The sequence below is a fragment of the Candidatus Nitronereus thalassa genome (assembly GCF_032191465.1).
GTDB classification, from domain to species: domain Bacteria; phylum Nitrospirota; class Nitrospiria; order Nitrospirales; family UBA8639; genus Nitronereus; species Nitronereus thalassa.
Genome location: NZ_JAQOUE010000001.1, coordinates 893,464 through 912,474 on the forward strand (window position 1 = coordinate 893,464; position 19,011 = coordinate 912,474).

Consider the following 19,011-nt stretch of genomic DNA (forward strand, 5'->3'; position numbering starts at 1 on the left):
TTTGCTAATACGAGGCCAGCCCAAATTCGATGGTTCTACTTCTGGCGGGTTAAACCTTAGGTCTTCGATCAAGCGACTTGCGGGGAATACTCATTACTTTGCAGTAGATTTGCTAAGGCCTTACGGTCCACTTTTTCATTTGAATTTAGCGGCAGGATTGCCAGTGTATAGACGCGTCGAGGTACCATATAGTCTGGAAGTTGTTTTTTGGCCGTCTCAAGGATGGCTTTCACATCGGCTTTAGGGGTCTCTAGAAAAGCCACAATGCCCTGAGCCCCATCAGCGGTGATAGGCCACCCAAGCGCAACCGCCCGATCCACTCCAGCCGCGACCCTTAAAATAGCCTCAACTTCACCCAACTCGACTCGTAACCCGCGAATTTTTATTTGATAATCGATACGACCAAGATACACGATTGGCTCTCCATCCTTTGGACGACGAACCAAATCCCCGGTCCGATAAAAGATATCCTCAGAGCCTGGTGGCCGAAGAAATGCTTGTGAAGTTTTATGAGGATTATTCCAATATCCTAGCGCCACTTGAGGTCCAGACATAAGAAGCTCTCCGGTCTCACCTTTATTGACTTCTTCTAAAGACTCGTCCACAACCATCGCCCTCATTCCTGGAAAGGTTTCTCCAATAGGCACAACCCCGTTTTCGCAGTCCTGATGCGAGGACTCTCCCCTCCAACGATACAACGTACATGCCAACGTCACCTCCGTGGGACCATAGAGATTTTCTAGAATTGAATTGGGCGAGGCCTTCTGCCAAGCGTCAGCAACACTCGCCGTTAACGCTTCCCCACAAAACAAACTCAAACGTAGACTTGGGAAAGCCCCACCCTGAAGGAACCCAAGTTGTTTCATGAGTACTGCTACAGAAGGCACTGAAAACCATACCGTAATATTTGATTCCAACAGATAGTTTGCTGGAGAAAACAAATGCTGGCTGGAAGGATTGCACACACAACCACCAACTTTCCACGCCATGAACATATCAAACACTGAAAGATCAAAACCCATGTCGAACAATTGTGAAAATCGGTCTGTCTCATTCAGCCGATAACGCTCCTGCATCACTTCTAAAAACCGAGCCACATTTCGGTGTGAAACCATGACCCCTTTCGGAACCCCTGTACTACCTGAGGTAAAGAGTAAATATGCGATTGTGTCGGCGTCAGGGATAGTGGGTTCACACAATTCCTTTTGCGTACAGTCATTTAAACCGAGGACAATATGTTGGGGAAACTTTGTCACCAAATCGGCAACATCCTGACGCTCGGGGAAAATCAAAACGAGTTGTTCCTCGATTCCTTTCAAGACACTATCGAGTTGCTTCTCCCCCATTGCATCAATAATGACTGCCCTACAACCTGCCTGGGTAAGCATTGAACGTGTTCGATCAGCTGGAAATTTCGGATTGAGTGGTACATATCCATGCCCACGAAGTACAGCCGCCAATACTCCTGAAAACGCCGTGATAGAGTGATAGGCGAAAACAGCTGTCAGAGGAGGCTCAGTGGAATTGAAGTATGCGTGCATCGTAGTCGCAAGTGACGCGGCACGGTGATATAAATCGTGATAGGTCAGCACTTGCCCATCACTCTCAAGGGCGGGACGATCAGGATACTTCTGCAGGGATGTCAAAAAGCCACTGCCAAGCCAATGGTTGTCGTTATTCATATCGCTCACACTTTTCCTAATGAAGTGGATTCAGCCCTAAATTATATCCCAGTAGTTTGGCAAATACCCGCAACCCCGTCCATCCGCCATAGCCAGAAGTTGCCGAAAAGGCATAGCTCCCGGTTACAAACGCGAAGGTAAACGGCACACCAACATACTTCCAGGAATTCCCCAATACCGTGTGCCATCCTCGACTTCGTTTAATTCTTCCCCAAGTCAAAAATATGGAAACTCCCGTGGCATGATAGGCCCCCCACAATATCCAGTTCGATGTGGCCCCATGCCATAACCCCATTGTGAGGAACGTACTGTAAACGGCTGCATAAGGGCTTCGGGTCAGCCCTATTGTTGGTAAATAAATATATCGCTGAATCCAACCCACTAGCGTCATATGCCACCGCTTCCAGAATTCACCAATGTTACTGGCCAAAATCGGAAAGTTGAAATTCTCCATGATGCGAAACCCATAGAGCCGACTTGCACCAATGGCAATATCAGAATACGCACTAAATTCGATGTACGCATACAAAAAGGTTAAGGCCAAATACCCCCACACCTCATGGGTCTGCAAACTGGTTAAATGCGAAATTAGGTCCAAAGGAGTAAGCACGCTCCCCCCCGTCACCCACGGCTGAAGAAGTTGAGCAATAAACAGCTTCCCAATAACAAACAGCTTGATGAGCCCATATACGATTCGCGTAGCACCCTCAACCATTGACTGCCGTTGCCACGAGTCCTCGCGGTTAGCCAAGAAGTGATCAAAGCGTTCAATTGGTCCGGCGGTGAATATCGGATAAAGAAATATATAACAGAAGAATCGCGATAACGAACGATCGGTAATGTTACCCCGTACGACTTCTACTGCATAATGAATCAGTTTGAACGTAAAGTAACTGATTCCTAGAGGGACAATCGGACTCTTTAAAAATTCCAGAGTAGGGAACAATCCTACCAGGATGGGAAAGTATTTGTAGTAAAAGAGATACCCGAGTATGGCGAGGATTAATGCTGGCACGATCAACCGGGTCGGCTGTTTTTCCGTCATTGCATGAGGCGTCACATAGAAAAACACCAGAATCCACGCAATTAACACCGTCACCGCGACTGGCTCGATCGAGGCCAGGTAGGCATAGGAAGCCAGCGCAAGAAAGCCAGCACGGAACTTCAGCGGAAGAAACCAGTAGATAAGAACCGTGCTAAAGAGTAGCAGCCAAAAGTTTGAAGTCTGTATCATATAAAAATCGTTGAAATAGTGTTAGAAACCCTGATATCTAAAAAGCCTCACGCCAGCAGCGGTCGATACCAATTCACATAAGGCTATAAAGAGGAACACTCCCATGACAAATCCTTGCAAGGAGACACCAAAAACATAGGCAAATTTTTTCATTAGGGTAACCTCAACTACGTGGGCCTTTGAAAACCGTGTCGAACAAACTGGAATTCGGAATCATGACACCCTTATCCGAAAGTAACGATGGTACGCCAGCCCCTATACACTACCGTTACCCGCGGCGTTGGAAGGCAATTTTGGCCATCATCTCTGAAGAGTTGCAGCCGGTTCAGTTAATTTTGCAACCATTTCCTTCTCGGTTATAACCTTTGCTACTTGCGAGGCGATGGCTTGCGTGCAGCGTTCTCTTGCCTCACGACTACGAAGGTGCCCCGCATAATCGCGGAAGTCATCGGGGAGAAACTCTGTTGCCTTATTAACAGATAAAAACGACATCCGTTGCTCAGTGGCAAATTGACGAAGGTCATTCGTGTACCTCTTGAAGAATTCCCTACCCTTGGGTTCGTCATACCACAACGGATTGATGGGACCTTGCAGTAGGATAAAGGAGGCACCATTACCCTGTCCTCTTAACTTGGCAACTATCTGTCCAATAATGCCCAGATTAGCCTGCTTATTGGATTCATAGAGAGTCGATGCCTTGGAAAGGTATGATTTCTTCCGCTCTTGCCCTAAGGCTTCCAACCGTTTGCTCTCCGTCATCCAAGAAACGTCCAAAGGGTCGCCATAAGGCTGGGGACCCCTGAAGAGCAAATTGAGGATGGCAGAAGAAAGCCGAGGTAAGATAAAACGCCAATTGTCGATGAAGTAAATACCTGTCCTATATGGCACATTCATACCCCAAGACCTGGATTCGCTGTCCAACACCTCAGATGTTAACCCTACATGGGGAAATTCCCCGATAGTTTCTAATAACGCTCGAGTTTCGTTTGATAAGACTGGCGGAGCTACTCCAAAAACCACGACACCTCTAAATTCAGCAGGAAGGTACTCCGCAAATGTTGCCCACTCCCAGGAGATAGTTCCATCTGCACTCATATCATAAACAATGGGGGCTGGCCTCTTTAGCTTTGCCGCAACCATTCCACCGAGGCGCTCTTCACTGCTAACACACCGAACTGTCACAGAATCCCCTAGGATCACGAGATCCGGAGGTTTAGAACGTCGTAAACGCAATGCCTTGGCCGTGACGATTAACTCACTGTCGTATGGATCCTTCATGAGGTAACGATGCAGGGGACCCGCAACAAAATCAGGAGTTACGTAAAGACAAAGGCCACCAAAAGCAAAGGGAGTTACAGAGAGTGTGATCACCCAAGATAAAAGGGTGGGCCGAGTAGCACCATTCCAAAATTCTGACCAGCAATCACATAACCAGCTCTTGCTCCGTTCATCGGAATTGCCCAAAGTAGGACTTTCTGCTTTTTTCAACATATATATGAACTCGATCTAACAATTCAGTGCGATTCATGAAATCCTCTAATCGTCCAAAACCTTCAAGGTTCACCGGCCGTGGGAACAATACATGTTAAATTTATTCCGAAGTCTTATTTTTTATTTAACGGGAACTGCATCAAATTTTCCCACTCCAATTGTGAAACTTTAACTCTGATACTAAACCCCTACGTTGTAGAATTTTCGACATGTAACTCTGAATAACGTTTTATGACTTCACCAACCTGAAGGGATGTTCCATCAGATTACAGCCAACAAATGCCTATTAATTGTGAAGAGCATTCCGAATTGTGGATAATAAATAAAAGTTAGCTAGAACCCTTGATATCTAAAGAGCTTTACTCCGCTAGCTGTAGCAACTAATTCACAAAAGGCAACAAACAGGAGCACCCCCAAGACAAAGCCTCGAAAATATACCCCCAATAAATAAGCATAACGTTTCATTATTACGACCTCACAAAGCGGACATGTTTTACTCGTGAAACGAACCAGTAAGGGAAAGAGAGGACAGACTAAAACAAATTCTCTTTTAGTTTCATGGAAAGCGTTAGAAAGATTTAGGGAAATGTTCTCTCCAACATCTGAGAGCTTCTTCCTACAACTAGTGGATTACTTTAACTCAGATTTTTGACTAAACCATCGCGCTGGGACACCATTTCTTTTTTGGTCATTACCTTTACTACTTGGGTAGCTATGGCTTCTGAACATCGTTCTATAGCTTCCCGATTATCGAGGTGCCCCTCATAATCCATAAAGTCCGCAGGGAGGAGAGCGGCTTGCATAGTCGCCGACAAAAAAGACATCTCATGCTTAGCAGCAAATGTTTTTAGTTCGCTATGGACTTTTTTAAAGAACCTCTCAGCACCGTGTACGTTATTCCAAGCTGGATTGTAAGGCGCTTCCATCAGTATAAAAGAAGCGTTACTACGTTTTCGAAGATTGACAACAATACGTTGAATGACATCAAAATTTATATTTTTATTCAATTCGTATTCCTGCATTAGCCATGGCAAATCATCAATCTCTTGCTCTATGAAATTCTGCCTATCAGGGCTCTCAGGCTTATTGACATCATCAAAGATATCACCAGTAGGTTGAGCTCCAGTGACAAAAAGATTACGGGCAATAAAATATCGCCGCGCCGAAAGAAATCGCCAATTATCAATAAAGTAAATCCCCGTCCGTGAGGGACCACTCAATCCAGAAAACCCCGCTTCTTGTTCGAGGGCCTTAGACAAAAACCCTAGTCTGGGATTGGCCACAATATCTTTCAATTCTTCAACACCATAAGACAACAAACCTGGACCTATTCCGATGATCAGTACTCCATCAAATTGCGGTGGCAATTTCTCGACAATTGCAGCCATCTCCCATGAAGTCTGTCCAGGCACGCTTAAATCAAAAACGGCAGAAGGGGCCTTTCCCATTTTACTAGTGACCATTCTGGCAAGACGCTCTTCACCTGCAACACAGTGCACAGTCAGTGAATCCCCGAGAACGACAATGTCTGGAGTTTCAGATTTCCGGATAGACAGAATCTTAGCCGTGCTGGATACATTGCGGTCCCACGGATCCTGCATTAGATAGTGATGACCATCTCCCATCATAAAGGCCGGTGTAATCAAAAGACTTAAACTGAAGAACACGATAAGGTTCAAAGAAATGACTATGACGAGAGAAGTCAGGGAAGGTCCAGTCACTCCACAAATAAAATTACCCCAACAATCACGTAACATTTTCAGGCCTTTCATAGAACACTAAACCCAACCGACATCATAAGTTACAAATCCTTTTTCATTACAAAAAAACAAGTCACCGCCCGAAAGTTTGTGCTTACCATTTTCAGGGAAAATCATAGGAAGGCAGGCAACTCTTTAATACTTTTCTCTACCTACACTCTTTACTCATATCCTTACTTTAGGATGAGAAATTTTTAAAGAAATCAACTTCGCCACTAAAACAAGACCATTTTTTATCTATTCAATAGGCATTAAAAAATCTGGCTGGCCCTTATTTTTCACCCATTGAGCGAATGCACCAAGGTCAGGAGCAGAATACCATTCTTCTTTAGTCTTAATATTTATTCGGTTTTGATTGAATCGATTTTCTAAACCAATATTCTGATGATATTCAAAGTTCATTGAGGTTAGAGGAAGTGGCCGAAGCATAAACGTTCCGTAGGCAAAACGGTCTGCCAATTCTTTTTGCTTCTGAGTAAGTGGCGGAATATTTTGAATACTTGAAAGTCTTGTGAAATACTGTTCTTTCGTTTGGGAGTCTATGGTAAACCCTTTGTGTGAATATCGCCCAGAACCTCCAGTGAGTACCGGCACTCCCATCCTGGCTGCTTCAATTCCCACAGTACCACGCACAGTCAGGCAATAATCCATAATCGGGAAAAGGGACAAAGTACTAATGTCATAATGTGCAGGAAGAAGAAAAATATGAGCAGGAAGAAGGCCAAAAACCTCTCGCAATGCTATCACTTCAGCCGGCTCCCCGTGAAACCCCTCGACAGTCCCCTTTCCTACATGAGCCGGATGAATTTTTATTACCCAATTTACTTGCTCGTTTTGACAAGCCATCCTGACTGTTTCAATAAACCATTCTTTATAACTTTCAAATAAGTTCTCACCATGAAAGATCGGAGCATCCCATAAAATATGGGGAAACACTATTGCTGTCTTCTTTGATGGATTTAGGCCAATTTTCTCTTTTATCTCATCAGGATTCATGAAGCGTTTGTTAAATTGTGTTCCATTGGCACTATACCAACTACCACTGGCATAGCCATTGTAAAATTCCTGATTGAGTTCCTTGGTATGTGCTTCCGTCCAATCGAGATTTTTGAGTAACTCCCAAGTTTCGTTCGATATCGACCAGGGATGATCATTTCGAATATCATAAGAGTACCGCTTAAACATAATAGAATTGTTCTTATGGCCGATATCCCATGAAATAGCTTCAATTCCATACGCCAAACAATTATCAAACAATTCTCCTTCTGGAGTATAAACTCCATCTACAAACATGGCCAAATCAGGCTTCACTTGATGAAGTATTTCTTGAGCTGACCGTGCAAAGGCCATCGATGTCACAAGGTGTTTTACTAAAGGCTCACGAATCTGTTCAGAATTAAACTCAAGTGAACCTAAACGAAGCCTGCGTAACATTGTGGCCACTGCAAATCGGCCAACTCTGGCATTACAATATTCAAAATTTAGAAGGTCATCTACAGATCTGGCGTCCCGAACAACTGTTTCAGCCACAGCCAAAAATTCAGATTTTTCAGAAGCCTCACGATAACGGAATACGTGCTTAATCCCAGCAAGGTCATAATACTGTCGAAGTAATTCATCTTCGTCCATAATCAGAACAACGGGTTCAAATCCAGCTAATTCAAATCCTTTAATCAAACCCAACTCAATTTCAATCTCTGGGAAACCAATACTACTGATCAAAACTTTTCGAAGATTAGTATTGGTGAGATTCAAATTATGCTTAAGAATACCTCCATGTGCATTTTTGTATTCGGCAAACCTCTGTTGTTTCGCTTTCTCTAAATCCTTGCCCTCTTTTTCTTGTCGCCGAAGCTCAGGATTTACTAACAAACGAATAAAATAGAAGAAAGACCAAGCAATGCTTAATAGTCCAAAAATATGAAGTAATGATTTTATTCTTTTCCTTAAAACGGGATTTCTCATATCTCGTTTATACCCTACTGTAAGAAAACGTATTTTCAGAAGAGATAGTTAATTTGGAAGTATCTCTATATGGAATCAAAAACTTTTGCGATTTTATTTCGGCACAGGAAGCTAAAAAGAGGAACACCCCTTTCCAGCATAGCTTTTGATTTTTCACAAAATTTTCTGAATACGTTGCCCTATCTCTTTTGCGACTATTTCGTTACCTTTCGGTCCCACGTGACACCAATCGATGTAAATGGGCTCAGCAACATCATCAAACATATTTCCTAAAAAATATATATTCTCATCTTCCTTATCAGACAGTCTCGCTTTGGCTTCAAAAAAAACTTTGCGTTGCGACTCTCTAAACACCGGAGTACTATTGTTTCTTAAGATCTCCGCTTCATACGGCAAGAGATTCCTTGTTCCACTAAGGAGATTGGGTTGCCAAAAGAAAAAGACCTGAAACCCATACTCTTTAGCAAGAGCTTTTACCTGGCGAACATGGGCTTCATACGCATCAATGACACCTTTAGTATTTTCAGTAACCTTTGGTTGAACGATGCTATCCCATTTTTCTAATTCTTGTTCTTCCAAGTATGCATTCGTCCACAATGAACGTTTCAGGTAACCGACAAGACTCCAATAATTAGACCATTTGAAAATTTTTACGATCAAGCTAGATTCAATAGGGCTGCCTTGTTTTTTACTTATTTGATCAGACCTGAGGTTATGAGGATCTCTAGGGATAGCCGGTGAATATGCACCGGCATATCCATCATTGACACCATCGTAGAACACGACGACATCAGGAATATTCCCCTTCACTAATTGATACATTAAATAGTTTAATTCTTGCGTTGAAACCCACCCGGTTTCACCATAGTTATAGACAACATACTCATTTCCAAGTATCGCTTGAAGAAAAGAGGGAATAGTATGTTCATCCTTTACTCCCATTCCCCACATGGTTGATCCTCCGAACAAAAACACTTTCTTCCCACCCTTGCTTTGACCAGAATTAAGCGTAAACCTCACACCATCAGAACCTACATTTATATATTTCCCACTTAACTCATTGCCTCGCCAATGGTAGTACGGCTCAAAGTGCATCGTATCGAAAGCGTTTACTTGTTCTTGCCAGAATGCCTCCTTATCTGGATAGGATTCATAGGCAGGTAGCTTTGCTCTTGAGTCAACACCGCTCAATTGCACATTTAACCCTTTGCCTACAATATGTGAATAGTTATGTTTCACATAGATACCAGCACCTAAAAGAAAGTGTCCGGCCACAAATAAAATAGCCATATAGCCTACAAACTGGCAAAATTTCCCGCACGATGAAATGAATTTCTGCACACTATTAAGGCTATTCACCCTGGTCTTTCTTATATCTTTGGTCATCTAATGATCCTCTAAGAAATCGCTATGCAAGCCTTCACGATTACGACATTTTCAAAACTACATCATGAAGACAAAGATACTTTGGAGATCTTTACTATGAAATCTCTATTTGAATGTAAGTTTGTCTCCCAATGGCTTTCCCTTAGGGGAGAAGTTAAAGTTATGTCGCCTCAGGCTAGTTACCAATCAAAACCCACTGGCACTCATTACGACGCTTTCCTTTGGTTGCCATTTCAGTTTTTTCCTTTGTGGCAGCTCAATATCTAAGATATCGGTATCTTTATTTCTGAGAGCTTCCGCAATAGCTATCGTGTCTTTCCGAACCCTTCGCAGTCCATCTGGCTCTAATGAAGCCGCATGATCTGTCCCTTTCCAGGATCGATCGAGCGTAAAATGCCGTTCAATATATTGAGCGCCTAACACATACGCAGCGCCATCTAATCCAATTCCCGTGTAATGAGCAGAAAACCCAATTGCTTTTACTCTTTCACCTAATGACTCGACGAGTTGCCGAATCCCAAGCAAGCAAATATCTCGATGTGGAACAGGATACCCTGACGTACAATGGTACAGCACGACATCTTGAAGACGTTTATGATTTTGAAGCAGTTGTATAATTTTACCTTGTTCTTCATAGGTCGTCATACCAAGTGAAATGTGTATATCCCCTTTATAATACCTGCACATATGCTCCAATAACTCCCAGTGCGTATTAATAGCCGATGGAATTTTTATATGATCCAGATTCAACTCCATGATTTCCTTTAAAGACGTCATATCCCATACAGAACAGCTATAGCCAATGCCTAAACCCTCGCAATATTCCTTCAATTGTGCATGTTGGTCGATATCAAATTCTAAAAATTCTCGATGCTGTCCATATGTTTCGCCATAGGAGTGATAGGGGACAGGATGAGGAGAATTATATTGCTCGTCCGTCATTAGTTCTCGCGAGTTTCGCTTCTGAAACTTCACATATTCCACGTTGCAAAATAGCTTTGCTATTCGAATCATCTCTTTCGCAATCCCGAGATCACCTTTATGATTACATCCTATTTCAGCAATCACTACTGGTGGTTGGGCCTGTTTAATTTTGTCCATCATCTTCTAGCCTCCAATTTAAATGAGGGTATAACCCATGCCGGGCCCCCCTCTAATGTTTGTATATTTACGCGGACTCTTCGCTCTATCATTCTCATCTTTACGTAAGGGGTCCTCCCATCAATTTCCGGAAGGGAAATCATGGCAAGGAATACGATTGTGGGGATTGACTGCCTAGGAACCGAGGAAAATATTTTTGCGTGAGGAATTCAGGAGGGTGAAATGGCTTTAATACTTTCCAATCTATCCACCCTTCGAGCACATTGCCAGAAACAAACCATGCTCACGTATTTTGTTAATACACCTCTTCTTTGAGGAGGAATTCTGCAATTTTTAAACTTAGAGGTTGATCAATATCAATGATATTTTGTTCTTCCATGATAAACGGCAAAATATAATCACCCGTCATGGAATGCTTTAGTTCTAGAGTCGATCTGGCAATGACATCAACATACCCCGTCTGCCAAAGGACCCTTGGTAAATTTTGCCGTGGCTGGTTATAGGGTTCAGGAATATTGAGATCCACGAGGGGCTTCATAAAGTGAGCTTCTTCCGTCCACATTTTAAACGGATTTTGCAATGGGAAGGTTACCGCTCTCACCGAATCGGCACTAGGATTATCGACTAAGAGTTGAATCGCTTCATCAATTTTTTCTGCCCTTCGAAGCGGTGTTGTCGGACGCAAATGGACTACAAAATCTGGCAAATATCCTTCATACGTTTTCAACCATTCCAAGGCGTGAAGAAAAACCGGGAAATCTTTAGTATCATCTTGCGCCAATTCCGATGGACGCAAAAATGGAACTTCTGCCCCCAATCCCCTACTGACCTCTCGAATTTCCTCGGAATCAGTACTGACAATAGTTCTTGAGATTAATTTACTTTGTTGAGCGACCTGGACACTAAAGGCAATAAGTGGTTGGCCTGCCAGGGAGGCCAAATTCTTCATGGGTATCGACTTTGACCCTCCTCGTGCAGGAATGATGGCTAAAATTTCAGGGGTCTCTACCATGCGGTCCATCCTCCATCAATAACCAAATTGGATCCCGTCATATAAGAGGAGGCATCGGAAACTAAAAACAACAATGCACCACAATACTCTTCTTTCTCCGCCATTCTCCCCAAAGGAGTTCGATAACTGTAGTTCTTCACAAATTGCTCTTCGTGATTATTAAAAACTCCACCAAGAGTCAAAGTATTCACACGAATATTTTTGTTAGCCCAATAAGTGGCTAAATAAGAGGTAAGGCCTAAGACAGCGCTCTTGGTTACCGAATACGTTACAGGTTTATAAACAGGTGTTCCACCAGAGTCACTTTGGTAGATTCGTTGGTCCGGTCCCACCAAACCATAAATCGAAGAAACATTAACAATCACGCCTTTTTGTTGAGCTAACATGGTCGGCGCAACTGCTTGAGCACATAAAAACATCCCTGTTACATTGACAGCCAAACTGTCATTCCACAGCTGCAGAGGATACTCTTCAAAACTATTTATTTGCTCACTAGCATGATCAGGATCAAACTTAGGATCCAGCGCAGCATTGTTCACCAAAATGTCCACTCGGCCAAATTCAGCAATGGTCTGAGCAATCATCGCTTGAACTGAGGCATTACTCGATACATCGGTTTGAATTCCTAATGCCCTCGCTTTTGAAGACTGAGTAACTTCATAAGCCAAGTTCTCTGCTGCCTGAAGATTGATATCCGCAATCACCACGTGGGCACCTGCTTGTGCAAGAGCGACGGCATACTGACGACCAAGCAAACCAGCTCCACCCGTTACGATAGTGACTCGACCTGACAAATCAGACATTTTTAAATACATATTCACTACTCACCTCAATCACTTTCCTCTGCACGCCAGATTCCTTTGCGGCCAACGCAATCTCCAAGGCGCGAATACCATCATTCAAGGATACAACGGGTTCCTCGTTTTTATATAGGCAATCAAAAAAATGTTGGACTTCATCCAAAAACATATTATTTCTTTCAAACCCTGGTGGAGAAGGAATGGCATGCCACTTTTGCTCATCCGCTTGATAATAAGTCACAGTGCCATCGGCATTATCCCATTTGATAGTCCCAGTCTGACCCGTAATTTGAATCCAATGAGAAGGAGGACGTTGCACATAATCTAAATGAACCGTGCCTATCACACCGGACTGGAACTCTACATTGATATTAGCGGTATCTTCTACTTCTAGTTCTAACCCCCCAACCAGACCAGATATTGCAGAAACGGATTGTATCTCACCAATGAGCCATCTCAGATAGTCAAAAGGATGACATAAGGTGAGAATAACCCCTCCCCCCAAATCTTCCTGGGCACTGTAGCTTTTTCTATAGTCTTCCCAAGGATGCCACCCCGGCAGATATTCCCCCCAATGCACCTGACAAGAAACGACCTTGCCAATTGCACCATCATCAATTAACTGTTTAACTGCACGAAGGCCTGGGTTAAACCGGAACTGAAAACCCACCATGACATGGAGTGATTTTTTTTGAACAATGGCCTGTAATTCGTCGAGTCCCATTGTTGAATTAGAGAGGGGTTTTTCAATAAATAAGTGACATCCTGCCTCCGCTGCAGCCAAGGCTACAGGCACATGCAAACTGCTAGGATTGGCAATAAACACTATTTGTGGTTTCTGATTCAATGCCTCCTCTAGACTCGGCACCACATTCAGTCCATAGCGTTTTTCTAAAGCTCCTGTTTTTTGTTCCAATGAATGATCAAAATGAACATGGTTATTTTTACCTGTGCGCCAGGCCATCACCTCAACCTTATTCCCAAGTAAGGCCCGTAGGTTATGAAGATGCCTCTGCCCTACAGCCCCCAAACCAACAAAAAGAACCTTCAGATCATCACCACATTCATGTATTTCGTTTCGTGTTTCAGTCATGACAATTTCTGCTTCATCCAATCTCTTCGCCTACGGTAAAAAATGAAATATCAAAGTCAAAGCACCGGCGCATCATATGGATGAAAGAAATATGAGGCACCACATGAGACCCCTTCAATTTAAAAAGTGGTTGCCGAAGTTGCCTTCCTCTGTTAGGATCTCGCCCCTATCAAAGGCAGCATGCAGCATATCCTATGAAAATTGAGGAATGAAAAAATGTTGGCATAGAACTGTGGCTATAGGATGAAAAAAACCGCTTTCCCTTTTTCAAGACATGAACAAGGCTAAAAAAATTCCAATCCAACAATTACGCCTAATCGTGTATGATTTTGACGGAGTCATGACAGACAATCGGGTCTTAACCATGGAGGATGGCCGTGAGGGTGTATGGGTATCCCGGGCCGATGGGTTAGGAATAGAACTTATTAAAAATAAAGGCATTCCCCAAATTATTTTATCTACCGAAACGAATAAAGTCGTGAAGGCTCGTGCCAAAAAAGTTGGTTTGCCTATACTGATGGGTGTGAAGGATAAGCGAGCGACGCTAACGCAATATTGTCAAAAAAAAAGACTGCCTCTAAGCTCAATTCTTTATATAGGAAATGATGTCAATGACCTCGAAGCCATGAAATTGGTCGGATTTCCTATTGCTCCTGCTGATGCCCATCCTACAATATGTAAAATGGCGAACAAAGTTTTACAAACGCGTGGCGGAGAAGGTGTCATTCGAGAACTTGCTGATTTATTGAATTAACCTTCAAGAATCCACTTTACCATAAGACATCAGATCCTCTTTAAATTACACCACCTACTAATTATTATATCCTATTGAAATGATTCCCCTTCAACTAAACCTACCCCGTCAAATAAGGCCATGAAATACCAAGGCTAATTCCTTCCCTTAATTCTTGTTCAACATAACTTAGGATATCATCTGCCCCAGATTGGCCTATCCTTCATTTCCTCTAAGGAATGGCTCAAATAGCTTCTCACTATGATTTCGATATGCGCGATGAAAAAGATGCTGGACATTGGATTTGCCTTCTACGCACCCCTCTGGGTCATCCCCCCAAATTCTATTGACGATGAACGACCGATCCTTTTTGAATTCCCGCATATCAAACAACAATCCAATAAAGTCATATCTCTTAACGACATCTTCCAGAAATTCTCGATCTAAATAGTCTGCCGAAAACGGAAAGGCAAAAGGAACCTTCTCTTGGCCGGTAACTTCTTTGATAACCCTGCATGAGGTTACAATCTCTTCCTCAATCTGCTTCCTCGTTTTTAAAGTGTAAAGGTATGCGTGCCGTTGGCCATGCGCCCCGACGGTGAAACCATTCTGCACTAACCTCTTAATCTCTTGAGAAGTTAAATATGGTTGATGTTTTTTCAAGTATTGTTGAACGTCAATGTTCAGCATGACACACATTTCATCAATCATTGGGGTGTCAGAATAATGCAAAGATCCCATCCACGCTAGAAACCCTTTGCGGGTTTTGAGGTTTTGCTTAAACCGGTGGTTAATATCCTGCAATACTCCCTCAAACTTCACATCATCCAGACTCATCATTACGTCATCAATTAGGGACATTTTATTCGGATACACCATAAATTTGTTATCAATGACTTCAGATGTCACAAAAAACATACAAGGAATATTATGTTTTTTTAATAGGGGCATAACCACTGAGTAACATTCTGAATACCCATCATCAAAGGTTAATATTACTGAATTCTCAAATTCTCGCGTGTTCTTCAAAATGAGTTCTTCAACCTGCGAATAGGAAAGAAGCTTATAGTTACTCTTAAGGTATGTCAGATCGTTTTCAAATTGCTTGTGAGATTTATAAGGCAAAGTGTATTTGATATGAGGCAAATCTTGATCTGAGACGATATGGTAGTTCAAACCCGTCACCTCTCTTCTCATAAAAATTCGGTAAGCCGAAAGTGGCAACACCTCTGCGAACTTCCGACCACACTTTCCAATATACCGCAACAACATTCTCTTTGTTAAAATTATTCCCATTTTTATTTTTTCTCAGACAAAAGAATAATCGCCATCACAAAGGTCAACTTCAATTTCATTCACCACTTGAGCTAAGGGGCTATTTTTATGCTCTGGTCGACAAACATACAGATGCTTAATTTCGGATAATAAAAACCTGGATATCCCATGTGTCATAAAAAATGTCGACAATTTAGGTGAAATAACGATCGCATCAACATTAAATTTTGCCGCCTGTTGCAAAACAGCAAGAAAGATCACCGACAAATCGCAATGCTCTTCCAATTTAAAATCTAACACTTTTATTGTAGCATTCCCCCCTTCAACGCTAAGAGATACCAGGAGGAACCCTAGGAACCGTTCCTTACAAGAAGAATAAATCAATAAAGGTTTTATTTGAAAATGCTCTCGGACTCCACGAAAATGATAATTGTCGTATGAAACGTCAATTTCATCTTTACTAAAAAGCCACTGGTATTGAATTTTCCAATTGATCCATTCAGGTCCCCGGTAAAATTCCGCCGTGGACTGTTGGACATTACGAGGAAACCTTTCAGGAGGAATGGCTGTAACGGTTTCACAATAAATACTGTGCAGTTCTCTACGGAATACCCATAAAAGCAGCTTGAAATATCCCTTTTTTGTCCGAGAGTAGATCCGCCCCTTCCACTTCCCAACAACCCGCCTTACAATAGATGACAACCCAAAACGAGTGGCACCCCTTAAATTAGCAACTCGCTTCTCAAGGAAACACAAAATTGGATCAATCCAATTCAGTTTATTCACATTCACGACAAAAACACTTCGCGGCCCTAATGGGCCAATTAGTCCGAGCCCCCTCCATACCTTCTCAGCCATTTGGCTCATTTCAGCGCCAACTAAATCAATCTTGAGAGACAACAAATTTTTGATTAACAACAGACCAATCCCAGCCGTTCTATATTGCGGGGCAACATAAAATGTCGAAGCCCAAAATACCTTAGAGAATTCCTCGCCATTTCTGAGCAATCCTGGAATCAACCCAATATATCCAGCGCAACGGCCATTAAGATAGGCCACGATTAATCCAACATCCACCGCATCAGCATAGGGATTTTTCGCCTGAGCAATAGCTAAGTGCTTGGTAATTGGAATGACCCCAGAGTCTTTTTCCTTTTCGATAATGCTATCTGCGAACTCAACGAGTTCCTTAACTTTGACTCTATCAATTTGTATATCTTGCATAAACTTTATTGGGCTTTCTCAATCATATGACCATGCCAAATGACAAAATCACCACAAAGCACAACACACAAGGATTTATGGGGACCTGTCCCCAACCCCACACTAAATATTCAATGTTTGAGATCGTTCACCAGATACTTTTCCCAAGCAAATAGCCAGTTTGATGGGATAAGCAGAAATAAAAACGAAGGAGGTAAAATGAACTTGCGCCCGAGGGTATCGTGACAATTCAAACTTAACTTGCGTCTTGTTTCTTTTCGAGGAAACCCACAATATTATTGATTGTCTCAAAATTTTTGGGAATGACTTCACCATCACCTACTGCAACTCCGAATTCCTCTTCAAGAAAACGTATCAACTGAATAAAGGCTAGGGAATCCAGGATTCCTAGAGTATACAAATTTTCGTCATACCCTAATTCGCCCATACTACCATCGCTAGTAGTTTTATCTAGTAAAAATGTCTTTAATTTTTCTTCGTTGTTCATGCACACAACCCTTTCCTAGAAATTTCAGGTTCAACAACTTTCTTGATAAGGCTCTACGGCAAGATATGCATTCTATTATCATGAGCCCTTCGCAAAAATGAAATTGTTATGTTTGTAAATCAACTGTGATTTTACACACAGGCTAACAGAGGGCGATTGATTTTCCCTGTGGAGGTTTTTGGTAAATCTTGGCACAACTCAATACTCTCTGGAATCATATATCGCGGAAGACATTTCCAACAGTGAGTTTCAATTTCTTTACCTGCGAGTTCCGTTCCATCCATTGGCACGACATAGGCTTTCAATCGATTTCCAATAAGTTCATCGGGAATCGCAACCACGGCGACTTCTTTAACTCCCGGATAATGATACAGGGCCGATTCAATCTCCCCCAGCTCAATGCGATATCCCCGAGATTTGACCATATGGTCATTTCTTCCGATAAACTCCCAGTTAACACCATCTTGGTCCAGCATTACGATATCACCGGTTTTATACGCTAGATCCGTAAAGTTTTCTTGAAACGAATTATTGATAAACCGTTGCGTGGTCTTTTCCAAATCTCCCCAATATCCATGAGCAAGACATGCCCCTCTTACCCAAAGCTCACCTCTCTCCCCTGGTTTCGTCACTTTTTGTCCATCATCATTTACGGCGAAGACCTCAATGTTCTCACATGCAATTCCTATCGGAAGCGGTCGCCTTTGATCAGGATAGACATCCCTACCTTGCACCTTATAATAAGTACATACATTAGTCTCAGTAGGACCGTACAAATTGTAAAACTCCGCTCGGGTAAGTTTTTCCGTTAACTTTCGTAAATATTTAATAGGAAAAACCTCTCCTGCAAATAAAACCATTCGCACTCTCGTAAGATCATGGGTATCAAGTTCTCCATAATTCACCATCATAGAAAGTATCGACGGCACAAGATAAACTACCGTAATTTTTTCTGATTCTAACAATTCAACTAATTGAACCGGGAATACCGAAAGATTTTCAGGGACAATGATAATTGTTCCACCCGCCATGATAGTCACAAAAATTTCAAACGTAGATAAATCAAAATGAAGTGGCGCATGGAAAGGGATTCGATCATTTTCGGTAATTGAGAATTTTTCATAGCACCAGTTTAAAAATGTAAATATAGCCCTATGGGAAACCATAACTCCTTTAGGATGCCCCGTTGAACCAGAGGTATACAGAATGTATGCTAGATCTCCATCTATTGATTCAGTGCACATGACCTGTCTATCACTTTTAGATTGGACGACAGACCAAGGTATAATTTGAAGAATTCCTTTTAGTGGAATTTCTTTTCCTTGTTTACAGTTGGCCATTAATATTACTGATTGAAGGGAATGTGAGTCTGCCACAATTTCCTCAATATTTTTCAACTTCTCAGGAGTAGAAAGAAGTATTTTTATTCCACAATTGTTAAGAATATAGGACAACCGTTGTGCAGGCGCACTTGGATCTATGGGGACATAGACAGCCCCTGATTTCAATACGCCAAAAGTCGCAATTATTGATGCTAGAGATTTAGAAACAAATATTCCCACCCGATCTCCACGCCGAACTCCCAAGTCGAGCAGCGTTTGTGCAACTTTGTTGGTAACCTGATCCACCTCTTGATAGGTCAAAGTTGCCCCCTGAAATCGCACGGCTTCTTTATCAGGAAATCGCCGAGCACTATTTTGCAGCAACTGATGTAAAAGATAGGCCACACATCACCTCATATTGTGCACGTAAACCTTAGAAGCTACTT

At 42.4% G+C, this 19,011-nt stretch carries 15 protein-coding genes; 1 reads left to right on the forward strand and 14 read right to left on the reverse strand.

The window, feature by feature from the left end; translation table 11 throughout:
* Positions 1–68: 68 nt before the first annotated feature.
* The 10 genes from PPG34_RS04180 to PPG34_RS04225 all read right to left on the reverse strand — a co-directional run bounded on the left by PPG34_RS04180 (position 69) and on the right by PPG34_RS04225 (position 13,524).
* Positions 69–1,682, reverse strand: coding sequence for an amino acid adenylation domain-containing protein (locus tag PPG34_RS04180; RefSeq protein ID WP_313831884.1), 1,614 nt, complete (start codon positions 1,680–1,682; stop codon positions 69–71).
* Positions 1,683–1,698: 16 nt separating this feature from the next.
* Complete coding sequence (locus PPG34_RS04185; protein ID WP_313831885.1) at positions 1,699–2,916, reverse strand: MBOAT family O-acyltransferase; 1,218 nt, start codon at positions 2,914–2,916, stop codon at positions 1,699–1,701.
* 300 nt (positions 2,917–3,216) lie between these two features.
* On the reverse strand, positions 3,217–4,407 hold the full coding sequence (locus tag PPG34_RS04190) for a hypothetical protein (protein WP_313831886.1): 1,191 nt from the start codon (positions 4,405–4,407) through the stop codon (positions 3,217–3,219).
* 635 nt (positions 4,408–5,042) lie between these two features.
* Positions 5,043–6,179, reverse strand: a complete 1,137-nt coding sequence (locus PPG34_RS04195) for a hypothetical protein (RefSeq protein WP_313831887.1) — start codon at positions 6,177–6,179, stop codon at positions 5,043–5,045.
* 225 nt (positions 6,180–6,404) lie between these two features.
* On the reverse strand, positions 6,405–8,132 hold the full coding sequence (locus PPG34_RS04200) for a hypothetical protein (RefSeq protein WP_313831888.1): 1,728 nt from the start codon (positions 8,130–8,132) through the stop codon (positions 6,405–6,407).
* 153 nt (positions 8,133–8,285) lie between these two features.
* Positions 8,286–9,518 (reverse strand): SGNH/GDSL hydrolase family protein, encoded by a 1,233-nt coding sequence (locus PPG34_RS04205; RefSeq protein ID WP_313831889.1) that lies wholly within the window; start codon positions 9,516–9,518, stop codon positions 8,286–8,288.
* Between the two features lie 186 nt (positions 9,519–9,704).
* Entirely contained in the window at positions 9,705–10,619 is a 915-nt protein-coding gene (locus PPG34_RS04210; protein ID WP_420888083.1) for an N-acetylneuraminate synthase family protein, read from the reverse strand.
* Between the two features lie 295 nt (positions 10,620–10,914).
* On the reverse strand, positions 10,915–11,631 hold the full coding sequence (locus PPG34_RS04215) for an acylneuraminate cytidylyltransferase family protein (protein ID WP_313831891.1): 717 nt from the start codon (positions 11,629–11,631) through the stop codon (positions 10,915–10,917).
* The gene (locus PPG34_RS04220; protein ID WP_313834267.1) at positions 11,625–12,446 is read right to left on the reverse strand and encodes an SDR family oxidoreductase; all 822 of its coding nucleotides are present in this window, start codon (positions 12,444–12,446) and stop codon (positions 11,625–11,627) included. Before PPG34_RS04220 ends, PPG34_RS04215 begins: the two co-directional genes overlap by 7 nt.
* Complete coding sequence (locus PPG34_RS04225; RefSeq protein ID WP_313831892.1) at positions 12,427–13,524, reverse strand: Gfo/Idh/MocA family protein; 1,098 nt, start codon at positions 13,522–13,524, stop codon at positions 12,427–12,429. Before PPG34_RS04225 ends, PPG34_RS04220 begins: the two co-directional genes overlap by 20 nt.
* Before the next feature lie 274 nt (positions 13,525–13,798).
* Here PPG34_RS04225 and PPG34_RS04230 point away from each other — a divergent pair, with 274 nt between their 5' ends.
* On the forward strand, positions 13,799–14,278 hold the full coding sequence (locus PPG34_RS04230) for a KdsC family phosphatase (protein ID WP_313831893.1): 480 nt from the start codon (positions 13,799–13,801) through the stop codon (positions 14,276–14,278).
* 195 nt (positions 14,279–14,473) lie between these two features.
* Here the strand turns inward: PPG34_RS04230 and PPG34_RS04235 are convergent, their stop codons facing one another.
* The 4 genes from PPG34_RS04235 to PPG34_RS04250 form a co-directional block, all read right to left on the reverse strand.
* Positions 14,474–15,553 carry a polysaccharide deacetylase family protein gene (locus PPG34_RS04235; protein WP_313831894.1) on the reverse strand — a complete coding sequence of 360 codons (1,080 nt, stop codon included), beginning with the start codon at positions 15,551–15,553 and terminating at the stop codon, positions 14,474–14,476.
* A gap of 12 nt (positions 15,554–15,565) precedes the next feature.
* Positions 15,566–16,756, reverse strand: coding sequence for a GNAT family N-acetyltransferase (locus PPG34_RS04240; protein ID WP_313831895.1), 1,191 nt, complete (start codon positions 16,754–16,756; stop codon positions 15,566–15,568).
* 235 nt (positions 16,757–16,991) lie between these two features.
* Positions 16,992–17,243 carry an acyl carrier protein gene (locus PPG34_RS04245; RefSeq protein ID WP_313831896.1) on the reverse strand — a complete coding sequence of 84 codons (252 nt, stop codon included), beginning with the start codon at positions 17,241–17,243 and terminating at the stop codon, positions 16,992–16,994.
* Positions 17,244–17,374: 131 nt separating this feature from the next.
* On the reverse strand, positions 17,375–18,970 hold the full coding sequence (locus PPG34_RS04250; protein WP_313831897.1) for an amino acid adenylation domain-containing protein: 1,596 nt from the start codon (positions 18,968–18,970) through the stop codon (positions 17,375–17,377).
* Positions 18,971–19,011: the final 41 nt, after the last annotated feature.